Annotated in this window: 16 protein-coding genes and 1 pseudogene; 2 read left to right on the top strand and 15 right to left on the bottom strand. The window is 66.2% G+C overall.

What is annotated here, in order from left to right; all coding sequences use genetic code 11:
- Positions 1-87: 87 nt before the first annotated feature.
- The 11 genes from BSZ39_RS09110 to aspS all read right to left on the bottom strand — a co-directional run bounded on the left by BSZ39_RS09110 (position 88) and on the right by aspS (position 9,255).
- Entirely contained in the window at positions 88-525 is a 438-nt protein-coding gene (locus tag BSZ39_RS09110; RefSeq protein WP_073717025.1) for an ATP-binding cassette domain-containing protein, read from the bottom strand.
- A gap of 142 nt (positions 526-667) precedes the next feature.
- On the bottom strand, positions 668-1,348 hold the full coding sequence (locus BSZ39_RS09105) for a lysophospholipid acyltransferase family protein (RefSeq protein ID WP_222842917.1): 681 nt from the start codon (positions 1,346-1,348) through the stop codon (positions 668-670).
- The gene (gene cmk, locus BSZ39_RS09100) at positions 1,341-2,051 is read right to left on the bottom strand and encodes a (d)CMP kinase (protein ID WP_073717024.1); all 711 of its coding nucleotides are present in this window, start codon (positions 2,049-2,051) and stop codon (positions 1,341-1,343) included. The genes BSZ39_RS09105 and cmk overlap by 8 nt, the downstream gene beginning before the upstream one ends.
- Entirely contained in the window at positions 2,048-3,136 is a 1,089-nt protein-coding gene (locus BSZ39_RS09095; protein ID WP_073717023.1) for a prephenate dehydrogenase, read from the bottom strand. The genes cmk and BSZ39_RS09095 overlap by 4 nt, the downstream gene beginning before the upstream one ends.
- Positions 3,137-3,141: 5 nt before the next feature.
- Positions 3,142-3,873, bottom strand: a complete 732-nt coding sequence (locus tag BSZ39_RS09090) for a pseudouridine synthase (protein WP_073717022.1) — start codon at positions 3,871-3,873, stop codon at positions 3,142-3,144.
- Positions 3,874-3,875: 2 nt separating this feature from the next.
- Positions 3,876-4,445: an SMC-Scp complex subunit ScpB gene (gene scpB, locus BSZ39_RS09085; protein ID WP_245792480.1), complete on the bottom strand. Its 570-nt coding sequence runs from the start codon at positions 4,443-4,445 to the stop codon at positions 3,876-3,878.
- Complete coding sequence (locus tag BSZ39_RS09080; protein ID WP_073717020.1) at positions 4,435-5,253, bottom strand: segregation and condensation protein A; 819 nt, start codon at positions 5,251-5,253, stop codon at positions 4,435-4,437. The genes scpB and BSZ39_RS09080 overlap by 11 nt, the downstream gene beginning before the upstream one ends.
- 4 nt (positions 5,254-5,257) lie before the next feature.
- Entirely contained in the window at positions 5,258-6,115 is an 858-nt protein-coding gene (locus tag BSZ39_RS09075; RefSeq protein WP_073717019.1) for a ParA family protein, read from the bottom strand.
- A gap of 27 nt (positions 6,116-6,142) precedes the next feature.
- The gene (locus tag BSZ39_RS09070) at positions 6,143-6,751 is read right to left on the bottom strand and encodes an L-threonylcarbamoyladenylate synthase (protein WP_073717018.1); all 609 of its coding nucleotides are present in this window, start codon (positions 6,749-6,751) and stop codon (positions 6,143-6,145) included.
- A gap of 9 nt (positions 6,752-6,760) precedes the next feature.
- Positions 6,761-7,486, bottom strand: a complete 726-nt coding sequence (locus BSZ39_RS09065; protein ID WP_143180466.1) for a GNAT family N-acetyltransferase — start codon at positions 7,484-7,486, stop codon at positions 6,761-6,763.
- A complete protein-coding gene (gene aspS, locus BSZ39_RS09060) occupies positions 7,483-9,255 on the bottom strand; it encodes an aspartate--tRNA ligase (protein ID WP_073717016.1) in 1,773 nt (590 codons plus the stop codon). Before aspS ends, BSZ39_RS09065 begins: the two co-directional genes overlap by 4 nt.
- Before the next feature lie 92 nt (positions 9,256-9,347).
- Here aspS and BSZ39_RS09055 point away from each other — a divergent pair, with 92 nt between their 5' ends.
- Both BSZ39_RS09055 and BSZ39_RS09050 read left to right on the top strand, forming a co-directional pair.
- Positions 9,348-10,754, top strand: a complete 1,407-nt coding sequence (locus BSZ39_RS09055) for an MFS transporter (RefSeq protein ID WP_073717015.1) — start codon at positions 9,348-9,350, stop codon at positions 10,752-10,754.
- A 157-nt stretch (positions 10,755-10,911) separates the two neighbouring features.
- Positions 10,912-12,489: pseudogene (locus tag BSZ39_RS09050) on the top strand (DEAD/DEAH box helicase); the annotation flags it as partial.
- 149 nt (positions 12,490-12,638) lie between these two features.
- Here BSZ39_RS09050 and BSZ39_RS09045 read toward each other — a convergent pair.
- From BSZ39_RS09045 to BSZ39_RS09030, 4 genes are read right to left on the bottom strand one after another with little or no spacing between them, the layout of a single operon-like run.
- Positions 12,639-14,216, bottom strand: a complete 1,578-nt coding sequence (locus BSZ39_RS09045) for a GTPase (RefSeq protein WP_073717013.1) — start codon at positions 14,214-14,216, stop codon at positions 12,639-12,641.
- Positions 14,216-15,979 carry a dynamin family protein gene (locus BSZ39_RS09040; RefSeq protein WP_073717012.1) on the bottom strand — a complete coding sequence of 588 codons (1,764 nt, stop codon included), beginning with the start codon at positions 15,977-15,979 and terminating at the stop codon, positions 14,216-14,218. The genes BSZ39_RS09045 and BSZ39_RS09040 overlap by 1 nt, the downstream gene beginning before the upstream one ends.
- Positions 15,976-17,304 carry a histidine--tRNA ligase gene (gene hisS, locus BSZ39_RS09035; RefSeq protein WP_073717011.1) on the bottom strand — a complete coding sequence of 443 codons (1,329 nt, stop codon included), beginning with the start codon at positions 17,302-17,304 and terminating at the stop codon, positions 15,976-15,978. The genes BSZ39_RS09040 and hisS overlap by 4 nt, the downstream gene beginning before the upstream one ends.
- A 46-nt stretch (positions 17,305-17,350) precedes the next feature.
- Positions 17,351-18,073 carry an MBL fold metallo-hydrolase gene (locus tag BSZ39_RS09030; RefSeq protein WP_222842916.1) on the bottom strand — a complete coding sequence of 241 codons (723 nt, stop codon included), beginning with the start codon at positions 18,071-18,073 and terminating at the stop codon, positions 17,351-17,353.
- Positions 18,074-18,212 lie beyond the last annotated feature (139 nt).

Below are 18,212 nucleotides of genomic sequence, written 5' to 3'. Positions count from 1 at the left end.
AGTGAGTTGTAGAAGATGAACTCGAGGATCACGCGGTGACCGCCCTGCTGTCCAGCACGACCACCCCGCTACACCACTATGAGGGACTCAACTTGGGTGACGAGCAGGACGGTGACGGATCGCGACTTTGGGATTGCCGATAAGAGCGAGCGCAATCGACAATCGCTGCGCAAGGCCGCCCGAGAGCTTGGCGTAGGGCGTGCTGCGGTGGGGCGCGAGATCGAACATGTCGAGAAGTTCGGTACTCGAGCGCGGATGGGGATAGAACGAGGCGTATAGATTCAGCGCTTCGATCACGGTGAGCCGATCGGGCAGCGCGCTTTCTTGCAGTTGAACCCCGAGCAGCCTGCTGACTTGACGGTGCTGCGTGGCGGGATTGAGGCCGAAGACCCGGACGGTGCCCGAATCCGGCGTGCGCAGGCCCGAGATGCACTCCACCGTCGTCGTCTTTCCGGCGCCGTTGGGCCCGATGATGCCAAAGATCTGGCTCGGACTAACAGTCAGTGAGATATCGTCGACGGCCACCTTGGGGCCTTAGGTTTTCCTGATGTTTTTCAGCTCGATTGCTGTCATACCTGACAGGCTAGGAATCCGAGCCGGCTTGCACATCCACGCTCTGGGTGCGGCCGAGGTTGATTAAGGTATCCCCCATTTGGGGGATACGGCATTACATGTCCGGCAGCGCAATCCCGGTTCGTGCGGAGGCTTCCCGGATGTGGCGGGACATGGCGTCGGCGATCTGACTCATGGCCTCGGCGGTGGCGGCGCGCCCCTTGAGGTCGGCGACGTCAACCGTCATCGGGGTACCGAACTCGACGTAAAGCTTGGTTCTGGGCCGGGGCACGTGGGAGCGCTTATCGCCCGGACGTCGCGTGCCGAGCACGGCCGTCGGGACGATCGGAGCGCCCGAGCGCAGCGCGAGCCAGGCGACGCCGGCGTGCATGGTCGAGATATCGCCCCGGCCGCGGGTGCCCTCCGGGAAAATGCCGACGAGGCGGTCTTCCTCCAGCAGCGCCAGGGCGACGCGCAGGGCCGCAGAGCCCGAGGACCGATCGACCGGGATCTGGCCCGAATAGGTCATGAGGAAGCCGAGCGCGGAGTCGAAGAACTCCTGCTTGACGATGAAATGCGAGCCACGCGGTAGCGCCCCGTGCACGACGGGGCCGTCCATGATGCCGACGTGGTTCGCGGCAACGATCGCACGCGTGTCGGTCGGGACGTGCTCGGCGCCAACGACGGTCGTGTTCCAGTAGACGTGGTCGAGGAAGCGGCCGACGTGGCGTGACCAGCGCGGCCCCCACCGGCGGATATCGGCTTCGGTGACCTTCTGGCCCCGGGCGCTACTCACCGCGCCGTTCCTTGCGGGCGGCATCGACGAGGCCGCACAGGGCGACGAACGTCTCGTCCGGGGTGAGGTCCGAGGAGTCGACCGTGACGACGCCATCGGCGGCAGAAAGAAAGTTGGAGACGGTCGAATCATCGGCGTCGCGGCGCAGTACCTCATCGCGCGTCGCGGCGAGGGTGTTGGCGTCGTCCTTGCCGTGCCGCTGGCGGGCGCGGCGCTGCAGGCGTGCCTCTTCGGACGCGGTCAGCAAGATCCGCACGTCGGCATCGGGGGCGACGACCGTCGTGATGTCGCGGCCCTCGGCGACCACGCCCCGGCCCTCGGAGTAGCCGCCCGCGCGTTCGGCGTCGATCAGGCGGCGCTGCCAGTCCTTCATCAGCGCCCGCACCTTGAGGTTGGTCGCGACGGCAGACACGATCCGTGAGACGTCGGCGGTATAGAGTCCGGCGCCAACTTCGCTGCCTTCAAGCAGCACGCGCGGGTGCGCCGGGTCCAGGATCATCTCCAGCGGCATGCGCTCAACCGCCCGAGCGACGGCGTCGTGATCGAGCAGGTCGATCCCGAAGTTTCGAACGTGAATCGTTGCGGCGCGGTACATCGCGCCGGTATCGAGGTAGCCGAGCGCATACGTGCGAGCGAGCCGCTTCGAAATGGTCGATTTGCCGACGCCCGACGGGCCGTCGATCGCGATCACAATGCCTGTCATCTCACCACGCTCCAGTCCAACTCTTCTAGGTGATTGGCCAAAAACTCCCCGACGGCGGGCTCCACGGAGATGGTCGCGAGCCCGACCTTCGCGCCAGTGGCGTGTTCGAGTCGGACGTCTTCGATATTGATCTCACCGCGCCCGATATCCGCAAACAGGCGCGCGAGCTCGCCGGGACGGTCGGGCACGTAGACGACGATCTCGGCGTAGTTGCGCTGTGCTCCCCCGTGTTTACCCGGAATCCGCGCGACGCCCGCGCTGCCCGACTCGATCAGTGCCGCAAGCCCCGCGATCGCGGCCGGCGGGTAGAGCTCCTCGCAGCATTCCTCGAGATCCGCTAAGACCTTATCGAGGGAGGTCTTGACGTCCCGCAGATGCGCCAGGACCGGCGCCGCATTGGCAGACAGGATGCTCGACCACAGCATCGGATCCGATTTCGCGACGCGTGTCGTATCGCGCAGCCCCTGGCCTGCGAGCGTCAGCTGGTGATCGGGTACGTCCGTCAGCTGGGCGGCGAGTAGCGAGCTGATGATCTGCGGGACGTGGCTGACGGCCGCGACCGCCTGGTCGTGCTCGGCCGGCTCCATGAGGACCGGCATCGCGCCGACATCGACCGCGAGGGTCATGACGAGATCGATCGCCGCGCGCGTCGAATGTGCGGTCGGGACGACGACCCACGGCCGTCCGGTAAACAGGTCGCCATCGGCATTCGGCGCCCCGGAGCGCTCTTTGCCGGCCATCGGGTGCGAACCGACGAAGCGCTCGAGACCGTCGGGCTGGGCGGCAAGGATCGCGTCAATGACCCGGCCTTTGACGCTCGCGACGTCGGTGACGATCGCATCGGGGTAGGCGGCGAGTTCGCGGATGATCACCTCGGCGGTGACGTCCGGAGGCGTCGCGATGACGACGAGATCGACCTCGCCATCGTTGTCGCCGGCCCGGGTCAGCTCCCCGGCCCCAAGGCCGCAGGCGAGTGAGAGCGACAGCGGCGAGACGTCGTCGAGGATGACGTCGTGCCCGAGCGAGCGAAGGGCGAGCCCGAGGGAGGCGCCGAGGAGCCCGGCGCCGACGATGCGAGCCGTCATGGGTCCTACATCCCCACCGCGTGCATGAGTTCGGATAATTCTTTGGAGTTCAGCGGCCGCGACTTGCCGGGGCGCATCTCGCCGAGTTCGATCGGCCCGATCGAGGTGCGCACGAGGCGCACGACCGGGTAGCCGGCGGCCTCGAGCATGCGGCGCACGATGCGGTTGCGGCCCATGTGGATTGTCAGCTGGACGAGGCTCATCTCATCGCGGGCCTCCATGAGCGTGAAGGAATCGGCCTTCGCGAGGCCGTCGTCTAGCTCGATGCCCTGACGCATTTGGCGCGGGATGCCGCGGTTCATTTTGCCGCGCACGGTCGCAACGTACGTCTTTGGCACCTCATAGGACGGGTGCGTGAGGCGGTGCGCGAGTTCGCCGTCATTCGTGAGCAGCAGCAGCCCTTCGGTCGCGATGTCGAGGCGGCCGACGTGGTAGAGCCGCTGGCCGTAGTGGCCGACATAGTCGCCGAGCGCGGGACGGCCTTCCGGGTCATCCATCGTGGAGACGACTCCCTCGGGCTTGTGGAACGCGACCGTCAGGTGGGTATCGTTATCGGTGAAGATGCGCATGTTATCGACGTGCAACACGTCCTCGGGCTTCGCGCGCGTGCCGAGCTGGCGCACGACCTCGCCGTTGACCTTCACGCGTCCGGAAGTGATGAGCTTTTCGCACTCCCGGCGGGAGGCCACCCCGGCATTTGCCAAAACTTTTTGTAGGCGTTCGCCTTCGTCGCTCATCGCTACCATTCCTCTTTTAATGCTTCGGTGTCGCCGTCGGGCAGATAGGGTGCGAGCGGCGGCAGGTCCTCCACGCTATTTAACCCCATCTTCTCTAAGAAGAACGTCGTCGTCTGATAGCGCATCGCGCCGGAGTCTTCGCTGCCCGCTTCTTCGATGAGGCCGCGGGCGAGCAGCGTGCGCACGACGGAGTCGACGTTCACGCCGCGGATCGCGCTGATCCGCCCGCGCGTGACGGGCTGGCGGTAGGCGATGACGGCGAGCGTCTCGAGCGCCGCCTGCGTCAGGCGCGAGGTCTGCCCGGCAAGGACGACCTGGGAGACGATCTGGTGGTATTCGGGCGCGGAATACAGCCGCCAGCCACCGGCGCGCGAGAGTAGTCGGAAGCCGCGCGGCCGGCCCGTCGCGCCCTCATAGTCGGCGGCGAGTTCGGCCAAGAGTTCGCTGATCTGTGCGCCCGAGACTCCGATCGCCCCGGCGAGGCTCTCCTCGCTCATCGGCTGTTCGGCGACCATGAGGATCGCTTCGAGCGCCGGCAGGTGATCGCGCGGCGCGAGGTCATCAGTTCTCATCGCTTGGCCTTTCGTCATCGTATTCATCGGTCAGGACCGGGACGGTATCGGCACTGCCGAGGTACACGATCGCGAGCTCGTCGCCCGGTGCGGGCTGGTCAAAGTCGACGATCTCATCGCGATAGAGCTCGAGGAGCGCTAAGAAGCGAGAGACGACGACGGCCGGATTCGCCGCGTCGGCGACGAGCTCCTTGAACGTCTGTCGCCCTTGGCGTTTCAGGGCTTCGACGATGATCGCCGCCTGCTGCGGGACCGGCACGACCGGATGGTGGAGGTGATCGACGGTGACGGTCGGCTCGGAGGTATCGCGCGCGAACGCAGCGGCGGCAAGCACGGCGAGCTCGTTCGGACCGATAGACCAGATAAGTTCGGGCAACAGCTGCGCGAACTGGGGTTCCATTTCGACGCTGCGGGCGGTGCTCCGCCCCGCGTCCGCCAGCCGCTCTTCGAACTCTGCCGCTACCTCCTTAAAGGCGCGGTATTGCAGCAGCCGAGCGAACAGCAGGTCGCGAGCTTCGAAGAGTTCGAGGTCTTCCTCGTCGGCGTCCCCCGAGCGTGGTAGCAGGCGCAGGGCCTTCAGGTCGAGCAGCGTCGCCGCAATGACGAGGAACTGGCTCGCTTGCGACAGGTCCCAGTCCTCTTCGCCGGAAAACGCGTACGCGATGAACTCATCGGTGACCTGCGCGAGCGCGACCTCGGTGACATCGAGCTGATGCTTCGCGATGAGTTGGAGCAACAGGTCGAAGGGGCCAGAAAAGACCTCGAGGTCGACCGAGAATCCCCCATCCGGCGCGGCGGGCGCCGTCATGACGTTAGGCGGCCGCGCCCCGCGCGATGAGCTCGCGGGCGAGGCGCCGGTAGAGCTGCGCGCCGGGGTGTTTCGGGGCGTAGCTAGTGATGGGCTCCGTCGCGACGGAGGCGTCGGGGAACTTCACAGTCCGCGTGATCTTCGTATCGAACAGGCGGTCACCGAAGGCTTCCTCGACGCGCTCGATCACTTCGCGAGCGTGCAGCGTGCGCATATCGACCATCGTCGCGACAATGCCGTCGACCTTGAGCTTGGGGTTCAGCCGGTTGCGGACCTTCTCGATGGTCTCAACCAGCAGCGCGACGCCACGCAGGGCGAAGAACTCGGCTTCCAGCGGGATGAGCACGCCGTGGGCGGCCGTCAGGGCGTTCACGGTGAGCAGGCCGAGCGAGGGCTGGCAGTCGATGATGATGACGTCGTATTCGTCCATGACGGGATACAGCACGCGCATGAGGGCCTGCTCGCGGGCGACCTCGTTGACGAGTTGGACCTCTGCCGCCGACAGGTCGATGTTGGCCGGCACGATGTCGAGGCCTTCGGTGCCCGTGTGGTGGATGATCGGCCGAACGTCGGGCTCCGCGGCCATGAGGTGCGTGTAGATCGTCTCATCCAGCTCATGAGCGTTGATACCGAGCCCGGCACTCGCAGCGCCTTGCGGATCGAAATCGACGATGAGGACCCTGCGCCCGTATTCGGCGAGGGCCGCGCCCAGATTGATCGTCGTGGTCGTCTTACCGACGCCGCCCTTTTGGTTACACATCGCAATGACGCGTGCGGGCCCGTGTCCAGATAGCGGCTCCGGAATCGGGAAGCCCTCGGAATCGGCCGGGTCTTCGATCAATGCTGGGTGGTTCAAGGTCACGCCCTAAGGGTAATAGATTCTGTCTCGCTATAGCTGTCCGGCGCCCTGGCGCCGGATTTCGGCCTCCCCGCTGGTGAGGTCAACGACCGTCGTGGGTTCCGGCAATGTTACGGGGCCTTCGACCACGACATCGAGGAGATGACCGTAGCGGTCCTGGATCTCCCAGCCCTCGCTCATCGGTTCCTCCTCACCGGGCGGAATCAGCGTCGAGCTCAGCAGTGGTGCCCCGTGCGCCTGCACGATCGCCTGGGTGATCTTGTGGTCGGGGATGCGTGCGCCGACGGTGTGTTTCTTCGGGTTCAGAGTCATTCGCGGCACCTGCTTGGTGCCTTTCAAAATGAACGTGAACGGGCCGGGCGTGAGCTGCTTGATCATCCGAAACGCCGGATTGTCGACGATCACGAGCGGGCCCAGCTGCGCGAAGTCCGAGCACACCAGGGTGAAGTGGTGCCTTTTATTCAATTGGCGGATCTGGCGGATCCGATCGAGCCCATCTTTATTGGCCAACGAACACCCGAGGGCATAGCCTGAGTCGGTCGGATACGCGATCACTCCGCCGACCGCGAGCGTCTCGGCTACCTGGTTGATGAGCCGCGGCTGCGGGTCGACGGGATGAATATCGAGATAACGAGCCATAGGGCCAGTCTAGTCCCGCTGCCAGCCTCGTACCTCGTGTTCCTCGGCAAAGCCGAGGCGTCGGTAGACCCGCAATGCGGGCTCGTTACGCTTCCATACGCCACAGTGCACAACCGGTCCCTGGCGCAATCCGTGCTTCGTGACCGCGCTCATCATCGCGGCGGCGATGCCCTGCCGACGGTAGTCAGGATCGACGCCGAGCGCCGAGACATGCATCCCGGCGGTCTTCGGCGCATCGGGGCGTACGTCGGTCGTGGCGACGATCCCGGCGAGGGCGCCGTCGGCCGCCTCATACCCCCACCACCGGTAGGACGGGTCGCCCGCCCGCACGTGGGTGTCGGGATAGCAGCGTGCCTGCAGCGCCGCGATCTCGTCGGCCGGCAGGTGCAGTTCGCGCACCCGATCATCGCCCGGCTGCGGCGGAATCGGCCTACGACAGGCCATCCACCACCAGTCCCCGATGATCGAGTAACCGCGGCCGGTAAGGACCGGGTCGTCGGCGTGATCACCACGCGCCTGGGCCATGACGAAACCCGTGTGTTCGGGCAGATACTCGGTGAGGAGGTCTGCCGAGGCCGGACCGACAACCACGGCGTTGATTCTCGGATCGGCGCTCGTGAGGATGTACGACGGGTCGTTGCCAGGCGAGGTAAAGACGTCGTGGTTGAGGTAGCGCCCTGCGGAGGCGGCGATCATCGGCCAATGCCGTGCCGCCTCCGCAAGCGTGGATCTCACGACGCGTCCTCGTCCTCTGGCTCGGCGTCGACGCCCGCCTCCTTTCGCTGCTCAGAGGTGATGGGGGCCGGGGCACCGGTCAGCGGATCGTAACCGCCACCGGACTTCGGGAACGCGATGACCTCGCGGATGGAGGATTCCTTAGCTAGGAGCATGACGATGCGGTCCCAGCCGAAGGCGATGCCGCCGTGCGGGGGCGCACCAAACTTGAATGCATCAAGCAGGAAACCGAATTTCTCCTGGGCTTCCTCCTCGCCAATCCCCATGACCTTAAAGACCCGCTCTTGGACATCGCGTCGGTGGATACGGATCGAGCCGCCGCCGATCTCGTTACCGTTGCACACGATGTCGTAGGCGTAAGCCAGGGCGTTGCCCGGGTCTTCTTCGAAGCGGTCGATCCACTCCGGGTTCGGGGACGTGAACGCGTGGTGGACGGCCGTCCACGCCGAGTGGCCGAGGTCGACGTCGTTGTCCTGGCCGGCCGGCTTGAACAGCGGCGCGTCCACGACCCACACGAACGACCAGTCGTCCTCGTCGATGAGCTCGCAGCGCCTGCCGATCTCGAGGCGCGCTGCACCGAGCAGGGCGCGGGAAGCGTCGACGCCGCCGGCGGCGAAGAAGATCGCATCTCCCGGCTGGGCGCCACACGCGGCCGCGAGGCCTTCGCGTTCGGTATCGGAGATGTTCTTGGCGACCGGGCCGGTGAGCGTCCCGTCTTCCTGGACGGAGACGTAGGCGAGGCCGCGCGCACCGCGCTGCTTAGCCCATTCCTGCCAGGCGTCGAACTGGCGGCGCGGCTGGGAGGCGCCACCGGGCATGACGACGGCGCCGACGTACGGGTTCTGGAAGACGCGGAAGGGCGTGTCCTTGAAGTATTCGGTCAGTTCGACCAGTTCGAGTCCGAAGCGCAGGTCCGGCTTGTCCGTGCCGTACTTTTCCATCGCCGCCGCATAGGTCATGCGGCGGATCGGGCCTTCGATCTCGTGATCGACAAGGCGCCAGATAGCCCGCAGGATGTCCTCGGCAACGCTGATGACATCGTCCTGTTCGACGAAGCTCATCTCGACGTCGAGCTGGGTGAATTCGGGCTGGCGGTCGGCGCGGAAGTCCTCGTCGCGGTAGCAGCGCGCGATCTGGTAGTAGCGCTCCATGCCGCCGACCATGAGGAGCTGCTTAAACAGCTGGGGCGACTGCGGCAGCGCGTACCAAGACCCGGGCGAAAGGCGCGCGGGGACGATGAAGTCACGTGCGCCTTCCGGCGTCGAGCGCGTGAGCGTCGGGGTTTCGATTTCGACGAAATCGTGGCCGTGTAGGACCTCGCGGGCGGCGCGGCTGACCTCGGAGCGCAACCGGATCGCGTGCTGGGCGCGGGAGGTGCGCAGGTCGACGTAGCGGTACTTCAGGCGGGCTTCTTCCCCGACCTGGCCCGCGTCTTCCGCGTGGTCGGAAACCTGGAAGGGCAGCGGCGCACAGGAATTGAGGACCTCGACGTCGTCGGCGATCACTTCGATCGCGCCCGTGGGCAGGGCATCGTTTTCGTTGCCTTCGGGCCGGCGGCTGACCGTGCCGGTCACCTGCAACACGTATTCGCTGCGCAGCTGATGGGCGACGTCTTCGCGCACGACGACCTGGCAGATGCCGGAGGCATCTCGCAGGTCAATGAAGGCGACGCCACCGTGGTCGCGGCGGCGGTCGACCCACCCGGTCAGGGTGACTGACTGGTCGATATGGTCCTCGCGCAGGTCGCCTGCGCGATGTGTGCGGAGCATGAAGCATCCTTCCTCTTGACGGAAACGCGATCCGCGAAACGGGCGGTCGCGAACTTGAGTCTACCGCTCACCCGGGCGACAATCGGCAAGTGATGGACGATAGCAGCGCAACCACGAGTGATGCCTTTTTGACGAGGCTCTTGTGGCTGTCCGTCACGCTGATTACGGTCGGCGCATTTCAGGCCTTAGCCCTCACAACCGTGATGCCCGCCGTCGCGGATGAGCTCAACGGCTATGCGCTCTATGCCCTCACGATGGGGGCTCCGTTGGCGACGCATGTCATATCGACGACGATCGGTGGTAAGTGGGTCGATGCCCGCGGACCGTATATCCCGACGATCACCGGATGCTCGCTCGCGGCCCTCGGGCTCGTCGTCGCCGGCATCGCCCGCCACATGGAGGTCGTGGCTATCGGCCGCGCCATCATGGGCCTGGGCACCGGCATGCTCATGGTCGCTCTGTACGCCATGGTCGGCAGCCACGTGCCGGCCAATAAGCAGCCAAAGTTTTTCGCGATCTTCGCCGCCGCCTGGGTCGTGCCGTCGATGTTCGGCCCGTTCTTCGCCGGCTGGGTCGCCGAGCGCTACTCCTGGCGCGTCGTCTTCCTTGCGGTCGTTCCGATCCTGTTGATCGCGGTCCTCGCGATGATCCCGATCCTCAAGCCCCTACCGCGCAAGCACGAGAGCATCTGGAAGGACAAGAACGCCTACCGTCTCGTCCTCATCGCGACCGGTGCCGGCGGTGGCGCCGCGCTCATGCAGATCGTCGTCTCCCAGCGCTCCATCGTCGCCGGTGTGATCTTCGTCGTGCTAGCGGCGCTCGTGTTCTACCTCTTAAAGCAGCTGCTACCCGTCGGCACGCTCAGCGCGCGCCGCAATGAGGTCGGCGCCGCGATCGCCACCCGAATGTGGATCAACGCGCCCATCGTCGCCACCGAGGCCTTCTTGCCGCTCATGCTCGTCGAAATCCACGACTGGACAAAAAAGACCGCCGGCATTGTCCTCACCATCGGCGGCATCTCCTGGGCCCTCGGCTCCTACGTGCAGGGCAAGATCGCCGATCCCCAAAAGCGGCACCGGCTGCCGATCATGGGCGGCATCCTGTCGACGATCGGCATCGCGATCGCCGCGATCTCGGCCTTCCCCTGGGCTCCCCCGATCCTCACCGCCTTCGCGTGGCTCCTCGCCGGCGCCGGCGTCGGCCTCACCCTGCCCGCGATGAGCGTCGTCGCGCTCGGCTCGACCCCGAAGAGCGAACACGGCCAGATCTCCGCGTCCTTGCAGATCGTGGACGGCATCGGCGCAGCCCTCGCGATCGGCGTCGTCGGCTTCTTCCAGATGATCCCCTATATCGTCGGCGACCATCAGGCCCAAGGTAACCCGTTCGTCCCCGGTCTGCTTTTCATGGCTGCGCTTGCCGCCCTGTCGACCTATACCGCGACCCGTGTGCCTAAGCTCACTGGGCCCGACTCCATCGACTCTACGACGCCCCGCCGCTAGTCCGATAGGGTGTGAAAGCCCCGTAAAGGAGAGTCCTGCGGGTGAACTGTTCTGAGCGCGCGCCACGAGCCTTTCTTGTTTTGGCCATCGGTGCCCCTGGTCGGGTCCGCTAATCCCGACAGCCGCTTAGCATCGATGGGATGACACATACATGACAACTTTCGCTGACCTTGGCTTGCCTGCTGAACTCCTTCAGACGGTCACCGACCTCGGATTTACCGCCCCGACCGATATTCAACGCGAAGCAATTCCGCCACTGCTCGCCGGCCGCGATGTCGTCGGTATCGCCCAGACCGGCACCGGCAAGACCGCCGCGTTTGGACTGCCGCTGCTTGCCGGAATCGATCCGCAAGCCAAGGAAGTCCAGGCCCTCGTACTGTGCCCGACGCGCGAACTCGCGCTCCAGGGTTCCGATGCGATCACGACGTTCGCCGGCGCGCTGCCCGATATCGACATCGTCGCCGTCTATGGCGGCAGCGCCTACCAGCCCCAGATGCGGGCGCTCAAGCGCGGCGCCCAGGTCGTCGTCGGCACCCCGGGCCGCATCATGGACCTGATCGAAAAGGGCGCCCTCGACCTGTCGCACGTCCGCGTCCTCGTCCTCGATGAGGCCGACGAGATGCTGCGCATGGGCTTTGCCGAGGACGTCGAAGTGATCGCGAGCAACTGTCCCAAGGAACGCACGACGGCGCTGTTTTCTGCGACGATGCCCGCCGCGATCACGAAGGTGAGCAAGCAGCACCTGACCGATCCCGTCCGCGTCGAGGTGACGCGCCAGGCCTCGACCGTCGATACGGTAGAGCAGCAGTACGCCGTTGTCCCCTTCCGCCACAAAAACGGCGCCCTTTTCCGCGTCCTTGCGACCTCCAGCGCTGACGCGGCGATCGTCTTCGTCCGCACCCGCGCGACCGCGGAGGACGTCACCGCAGATCTCACGTCGCGAGGCATTGCCGCGGCGGCCCTGTCCTCCGATGTGCCGCAAAAGGAGCGCGAACGTCTCGTCGAGCGCCTCCGCGGCGGCTCCCTGAACGTGATCATCGCGACCGACGTAGCCGCCCGTGGCCTGGACGTCGAGCGCATTGGCCTCGTCGTCAACTTCGACGTGCCGCGCGAGGGCGAAGCCTACGTCCACCGCATTGGTCGCACCGGCCGCGCCGGACGCTCCGGCCGCGCCCTGACGTTCTTCACGCCGAAGGAAAAGCATCGCCTGCGCCAGATCGAGCGCCTCACCGGCTCCGATCTCGCCGAGATCCGCATCCCCAGCCCGAAGGACGTCTCCGCCCACCGCGTGGGCCAGCTCCTCGCCGGGGTGCCCGCACGCATCGAGGCCGGCCGCCTCGAGCTCTACCGCGAGGCCATCGCCGACTCCGGCATCGACACGACCGACCTCGCGGCCGCGCTCCTCGCGCTCGCAGTGCAGGACACCGGCCCGAACACGGACGACGACGAGGTGGCAAGCACCGACTTCGACGATCCCCGCTCGGGCAAAGGCCGCGGCCAGGGGCGCGTGCGCTCCGACGGCAGCGGCACCCGCTACCGCGTCGAGGTCGGCCACAAGGACAACGTCATCCCGGGCGCGCTCGTCGGCGCCATCACGGGCGAGGGCGGCCTCAAGGGCAGCGATGTCGGCAAGATCGATATCTTCCCGACCTTCTCCCTCGTTGATATCTTCGTCGACCTCGACAACGAAACCCTGCGGACGATCGGCCGCGCCCAGGTCCAGGGCCGAGCCCTGAAGATCCGACCGGACCGCGGCCCGAAGCACAGCGGACGGGGCAACCGCTCCGGCGGCTTCAGCCAGAGCGGCTACCGCGGCAAAAAGCGTCGCGAGGACGCCGGCCGCTGGGATAAGCCCAGCCGCAAGGGCTACCGCCGCAAGAACTTCTAGCGGCGATCGCGGGCGCGTCGCGCCGAGTCGACGAAGAGCTCGTAATCATCGAGCTGTTCCTTCACCGGCGCGATGAGCTGGCGTTCGACCCGAGCATCGACGGCCTTCATGATGAGGGCGCGCGTCCTCGCCGCTCGGCGCCTCGCACCGACGGCGGCCGCCCATCGGCCGATGATCGCGGTGAGGATCCCGGCGGCGAGACCCGCGAGCAGGATCAGCGTCGGGATGGGGAATCCGCGCCACGTCGGCGCGGCGATCTCAAACTGCAAATAGGCCCCGAGCGCCATCGCAGCCAGCCACCCGCCACCGACGAGGACCGCGGCCGAGGCGAGGAGCTGCATGATGCCCGCGATGGTCCACCAGCGCGCAGGCTGTACCGGTAGCTCGATCCGGGCGAGCGCCTCATCGAGGGAGTCCGTCAGGGCCGGAATCCGCGCCTGGTTATCCGCGACGAGCTCGCTGCGCCACTGTTCGGGCAGGCCCTTTCCGGAGGCGAGGACGAAGTCGTGCGCGGTGGCGCGCACCTGCGCCGCCTGGACGGGCGACGGTTCGGGCAGGGACGTCGTCGGCGTGATCTCGGCGCGTTCGATGTTTCCGCCGCCGGTCGCAAGATGCAGCCGCGGGAGCGGATCGGGACGCAGCCGGTTGACCCAGCGGATGAACGGCCAGCCGGCTTTCATCGACGCGCGCCGACGGTAGGACTTCGCGACCGCGGAGGACAGTGCATCCATGCCCGCGGCCTTCGCGGCTGCCTTGACGACGGGTTCCCGGTCGGCGAGGGTGAGCTCGCCGCGGCCGGATTCGGACATGAGTTGGCTCGCGATGTGCTCGATCTCGGCGCGAGATTTCACGCGCATCGCTTCCTGGCGGTGCGCGATCTGCTCCAGCTGCGCGCGCAATTCCTTCACGCCCTGCCCGGTGACGGCGGACGTCGCGGTCACGGTGACGTTCTTCAAGCCATCGGCAGCGAGTAGGCGTTTCACATCTCGCATCACCGACGGCAGCTCGGCCTGGTCGACGCGGTCGATCTGGTTCAGCACGACGAGCGTGACCTCGGCGTGCCGCGCGAGCGGGGCGAGGAACTCGTGGTGCAGGACCGCGTCGGCGTATTTTTGCGGATCGAGCACCCACACGAGGACGTCGACGACCTTCGCCATCTTCTCGCTCAGTTCGCGGTGGTGGCGTTCGACGGAGTCGACGTCAGGCAAATCGACGAGGACGAGGTCTTCGCTCAGTGTCTTTGACAACGCCCGCTGGTCGACCTCGAGCCAGTTCAGCAGCGCGACGTTATCGGGATCGAGTTCGCGCGCGATCGCGAGCGGGTTGCGCGTCGTCGGGCGCGTGTGCGCGACGCGTGCATGCTCGGTGTCGGTCAGCGCGTTGATGAGCGAGGACTTGCCCGATCCCGTCGCGCCGAACAGCGCCGCGACCGTCGTCGGGGTCGTGAACGTGACGCGCTCGCCCACGCTCGAGATGACCGAACGGCCCGCCTCGATCACGGTGGGGTTGAACCGACCGTCCGCCAAATCCAGGGCCCGCGACAGGTGGGCCAGTTGTTCGGCAATGGTGGCCATCAGGAGATCAGTCCTTCTGCTTTGCGGGCGCGAGTAAGGTCGATGAGCGCATCGTGCAATTCATCGGGGGCGGCCGGGTTCAATCCGAGACCGGTCAGCTGGTCGCGGTAGGCCTCGGCGTGCCAGGCGAGCAGTTCACCCGAACGCTCTTCGAGGTTCTTGCGCGCATTTTTCGCCATGCGTCGTACGGCATCGTCGCCGAAGACGGCTTCCAAAAGTTTTTGCCCGACGACGGCCGTACCGCCCGCGGCCGCGACCTCCATGCCGGTGATGACGCCGCCGGTGGACGCGAGGATCACGAGCATGAGCGCGATACCGAGCGTGTTGACGCCGAGCGACATCATGCGCGCGGTGAATCGGCGGTCCTTGCCTTCGCTGCGCACCATGTCGAGGACATCCTTTTGCCAGGCGCGCACGGTCTGCGCCGCACGGTCGTTCAGCGCCTCGTTCGTCGGGAGCTGGGCGTGCGCGCGGTGGAGCAGGTCGCGGGCTGCGGCCTCGCGCTGCCAGGCATAGTCGACTTCGCTGCCCGCGCGAGTCGCCTCGGCGGACAGCAGCGTGAACAGCCCGGTCTCGATCGCTTCTTCGACCTCGGCCTCGGGCGCTGGCTTGCCCTTAAAGAACGCGCCGAGCCGGTCGCGCATGCGGCCGACCGCGGATTCGATGCCGCGGATGAAGTCGCCGGTCCCGACGAACTCCTGCCAGCGCGCGAGGACCTCGCCGCGCAGCATGGAGCCGTCCTTCGTCGCTTCGGTGATGCGGGAGTGCGCATCGGCGTAGGAGTCGTCGACGCGGCGGGCGAGGTCGGTATAAAACGAGATCGTGTCGCGCGAGGCATCGATCGCGTCAGCGCCGACCCGCACGAGTTCGTCGAGCGCACCCGACAGCGTGGTGCGCGCCACCATCGCACGGCTCGCGGCATCATCGGAAAGGCCCTTGAGCCAGCCGACGATCGGCTCGATCGATTCGACCGGGATCCGCCCGGTCTCGGCGATATTTTGCTCCCCGATCGTAAAGACCGGCGCGCGGTTCAACCCGGCTTCGTTCAGGCGTCGTGTCAGGTCGGAGCGGACCTCATAGGCCGCGCCCGACGGCACCCGGTTGAGCACGACGGCGACGACGACCTTGCGTCGGGCGGCCTCGCTCAAAAACTCCCACGGCGCTGCATCGGCATAGCGCGCGGCCGTCGTCGTGAAGATCCACAGGTCGGCCGCGGCGAGCAGCTGGCGCGCGAGCGTGCGGTTGCGCTCTTCGACCGAATCGATATCGGGCGCATCGAGCAGCGCGAGGCCCGGCGGCACGCGACGCGTCGCCCGCACCTCGACCTCCGTCGAATCGCCCTGTTCGATGGGCGTCATCTCCTCATCGATCCCCCGGCGCACCCGGGCAAGGCCCGGCAGGATCCGATCGTCTTCGAACCACTGCGTGTCATCGGGGTGATGGATCAGCACCGGGCGCCGCGTCGTCGGACGGATCGCCGACGTATGCGACACGTTGGTGCCGAGCAGCGAGTTGACGAGCGTTGATTTTCCGGCGCCCGTCGACCCGCCGACAATGGCGAGCAGCGGCGCCTCGAGCGCGGCATAGCGCGGCATGAGGTAGTCATCGAGCTGCGTGATGGCCCGCTTGGCGGCGTCCTTGCCGCTCGTCGTATCGGATAGCGCGAAGGGGAACTGGAGACCGGAAAACCCGTCGCGAACGCGAGCTAGGGCATCACCGACATGGCGGGCTGGTGCTACCCGATCGTGCGACGGTTGCGTCATGAAGACTGCACTCCTTGGGTAAACGTCGTGCGCGGATACAGGTCATCCGCGGGCGGGGCCCACGTGATGGGATCTGCGGCGAGCTGCTCACCACTACGGATGTCCTTGACTTGATTATCGCCCGGGAACCACACGAATGGGATGCCAAGCCGGTCCGCGTAGCGGATCTGCTTGCCGAACTTCGCCGCGCTTGGGGCGACATCGGCGGGGATTCCCCGCTCGCGCAGCGCCTGCGCGATGACGTTGGAGCGGTGCCGATCTTCTTCATTCGCGACGGCGACGAGCACCGTCGTGGCGACCGGGCGGGAGACTTCGGCGTCGCGCAGCAGCCGGGAAAGCAGTCGCGTCACCCCAATCGACACGCCGACGCCCGGATAGGTCTTCTTGCCGCTGGTCGCAAGCGAGTCGTAGCGGCCGCCGCCGCCGACCGAGCCGAGGTCCTCGTGGTCGACGAGCAGCGTTTCGTAGACGCTACCCGTGTAGTAATCGAGGCCGCGCGCGATCTTCAGCACGGCGCGCACCGCGCCCGGCCTGCGTGACTGTGCCTCGGCCAGCAGGTCGTGCAATTCGCCGAGCCCCTCGGTCAGCAGGTGGTGGGTCACCCCGAGCGAACGCACCTGGTCGACGATCGCGGCAGCGTCATCGCCGGCGATCTCGGCGAGGCGCAGCGCCGCCTCGGCCTGCTCACTGGTGGTCCCGATTTCCTCGACGAGAACGCGCGCGACGTTCTCGGCGCCGATCTTGTCGAGCTTGTCGATCGTGCGCAGCGTTCCCGCAACGTCCTCGATGCCAAGACCGCGGTAGAAGCCTTCGCACACCTTGCGGTTGTTGACCTGGACGAGGAACTGGCCGACGTTGAGCTGAGCGAGGGCTTCGGCCATGACGAGCGGAAGCTCGACCTCGTAGTGGAAGGGCAGCGTGTCTTGTCCAACGACGTCGATATCGGCCTGCGTGAACTCCCGGAAGCGGCCCTCTTGCGGGCGCTCCCCGCGCCAGACCTTCTGGATCTGATACCGCTTGAAGGGAAAGACGAGGTGACCCGAGTTTTCCACCACGTAGCGGGCGAAGGGCACCGTGAGGTCGAAGTGCAGCCCGAGAGAGTCCACCTTATCCCCCGCTTGGGCATTGACCCGCGACAGGGAATAAACCTCTTTCGAGGTTTCGCCCTTCTTCGCCAGCGTGTCTAAGGTTTCAACGGCCCGGGTTTCCAGCGGCGAGAACCCGTGAAGCTCGAACGTATGGCGCAGCGTGTCGAGGATCGACAGCTCGGCGAAGCGTTCGGCTGGTAGGAGTTCGGGGAAACCGGAAAGTGAAGAGCGAACCATGCCCTTATTGTTTCACGCGGTGTGGCTCGCTTCGAATCACTTGCGCTTAGCTGCGGAATTGCAAGAACGGGTTAGTCGCGTTCTCGTGCGCCATTACCGTCGCCGGGCCATGACCCGGCAGGACGATCGTCTCGGGATTCACGACGGTCTTCAGGGTGCGCAGCGAGGATTTCATTTCTTCGTCATCGCCTCCGGGCAGATCCGTGCGCCCCATGGACCCGGCGAACAGCACGTCGCCGGCCAGCATGACGAGATGGGGAGAATCGTCAGCCTTAGTGGGCCGCGTCGTGACATAGGAGGCGAGGTCATGATCGAGGCTCGCCATAACGAACAGCACCGTCGAGCCCTCGGAATGCCCCGGAGCCGGCAGGGCGCGCATCTTGAGCCCGTCGGCAACCTCGGCGCCCTCCCCCTGAAGGAGGCTCGGGTCCAGATCCTCGATGGTGGCCGGCCGCTGCCAGTCGTAGCCGGTGAGCTGACGGAAATCGAGCTCGGGCGGCATCGCGAAACTCGGCGCCTCCAAGCGGTAGCGGTCCGGGCCGGGGATGATGACCGGCGCATCGCCCGCGACCTGAGCGGCATCCCAAAAATGATCCGGATGGCCGTGGGTGAGGACGACTGCCGCAACGCTCGCCTCATTTTCGGTCAGCCAGCTGTGCACGGAATCCGCGGTATGACCGCCCGGATCAACCACCACGGCTCGGCGGGAGTCCTCATCGAAAAGGACATAGCAGTTGGAGGCAAGAACGGGAGAAACGATGCGACGCATGATCACGTTTTGATTATATCGAGCCGCTAACCAGGAAAGGTGATCTGAGTTGAGTCCCTCATAGTGGTGTAGCGGGGTGGTCGTGCTGGACAGCAGGGCGGTCACCGCGTGATCCTCGAGTTCATCTTCTACAACTCAC

The organism is Bowdeniella nasicola, from assembly GCF_001907295.1.
In the GTDB taxonomy this organism is placed as follows: Bacteria; Actinomycetota; Actinomycetes; order Actinomycetales; family Actinomycetaceae; genus Bowdeniella; species Bowdeniella nasicola.
This window is presented reverse-complemented; position numbering and strand designations above follow the sequence as displayed.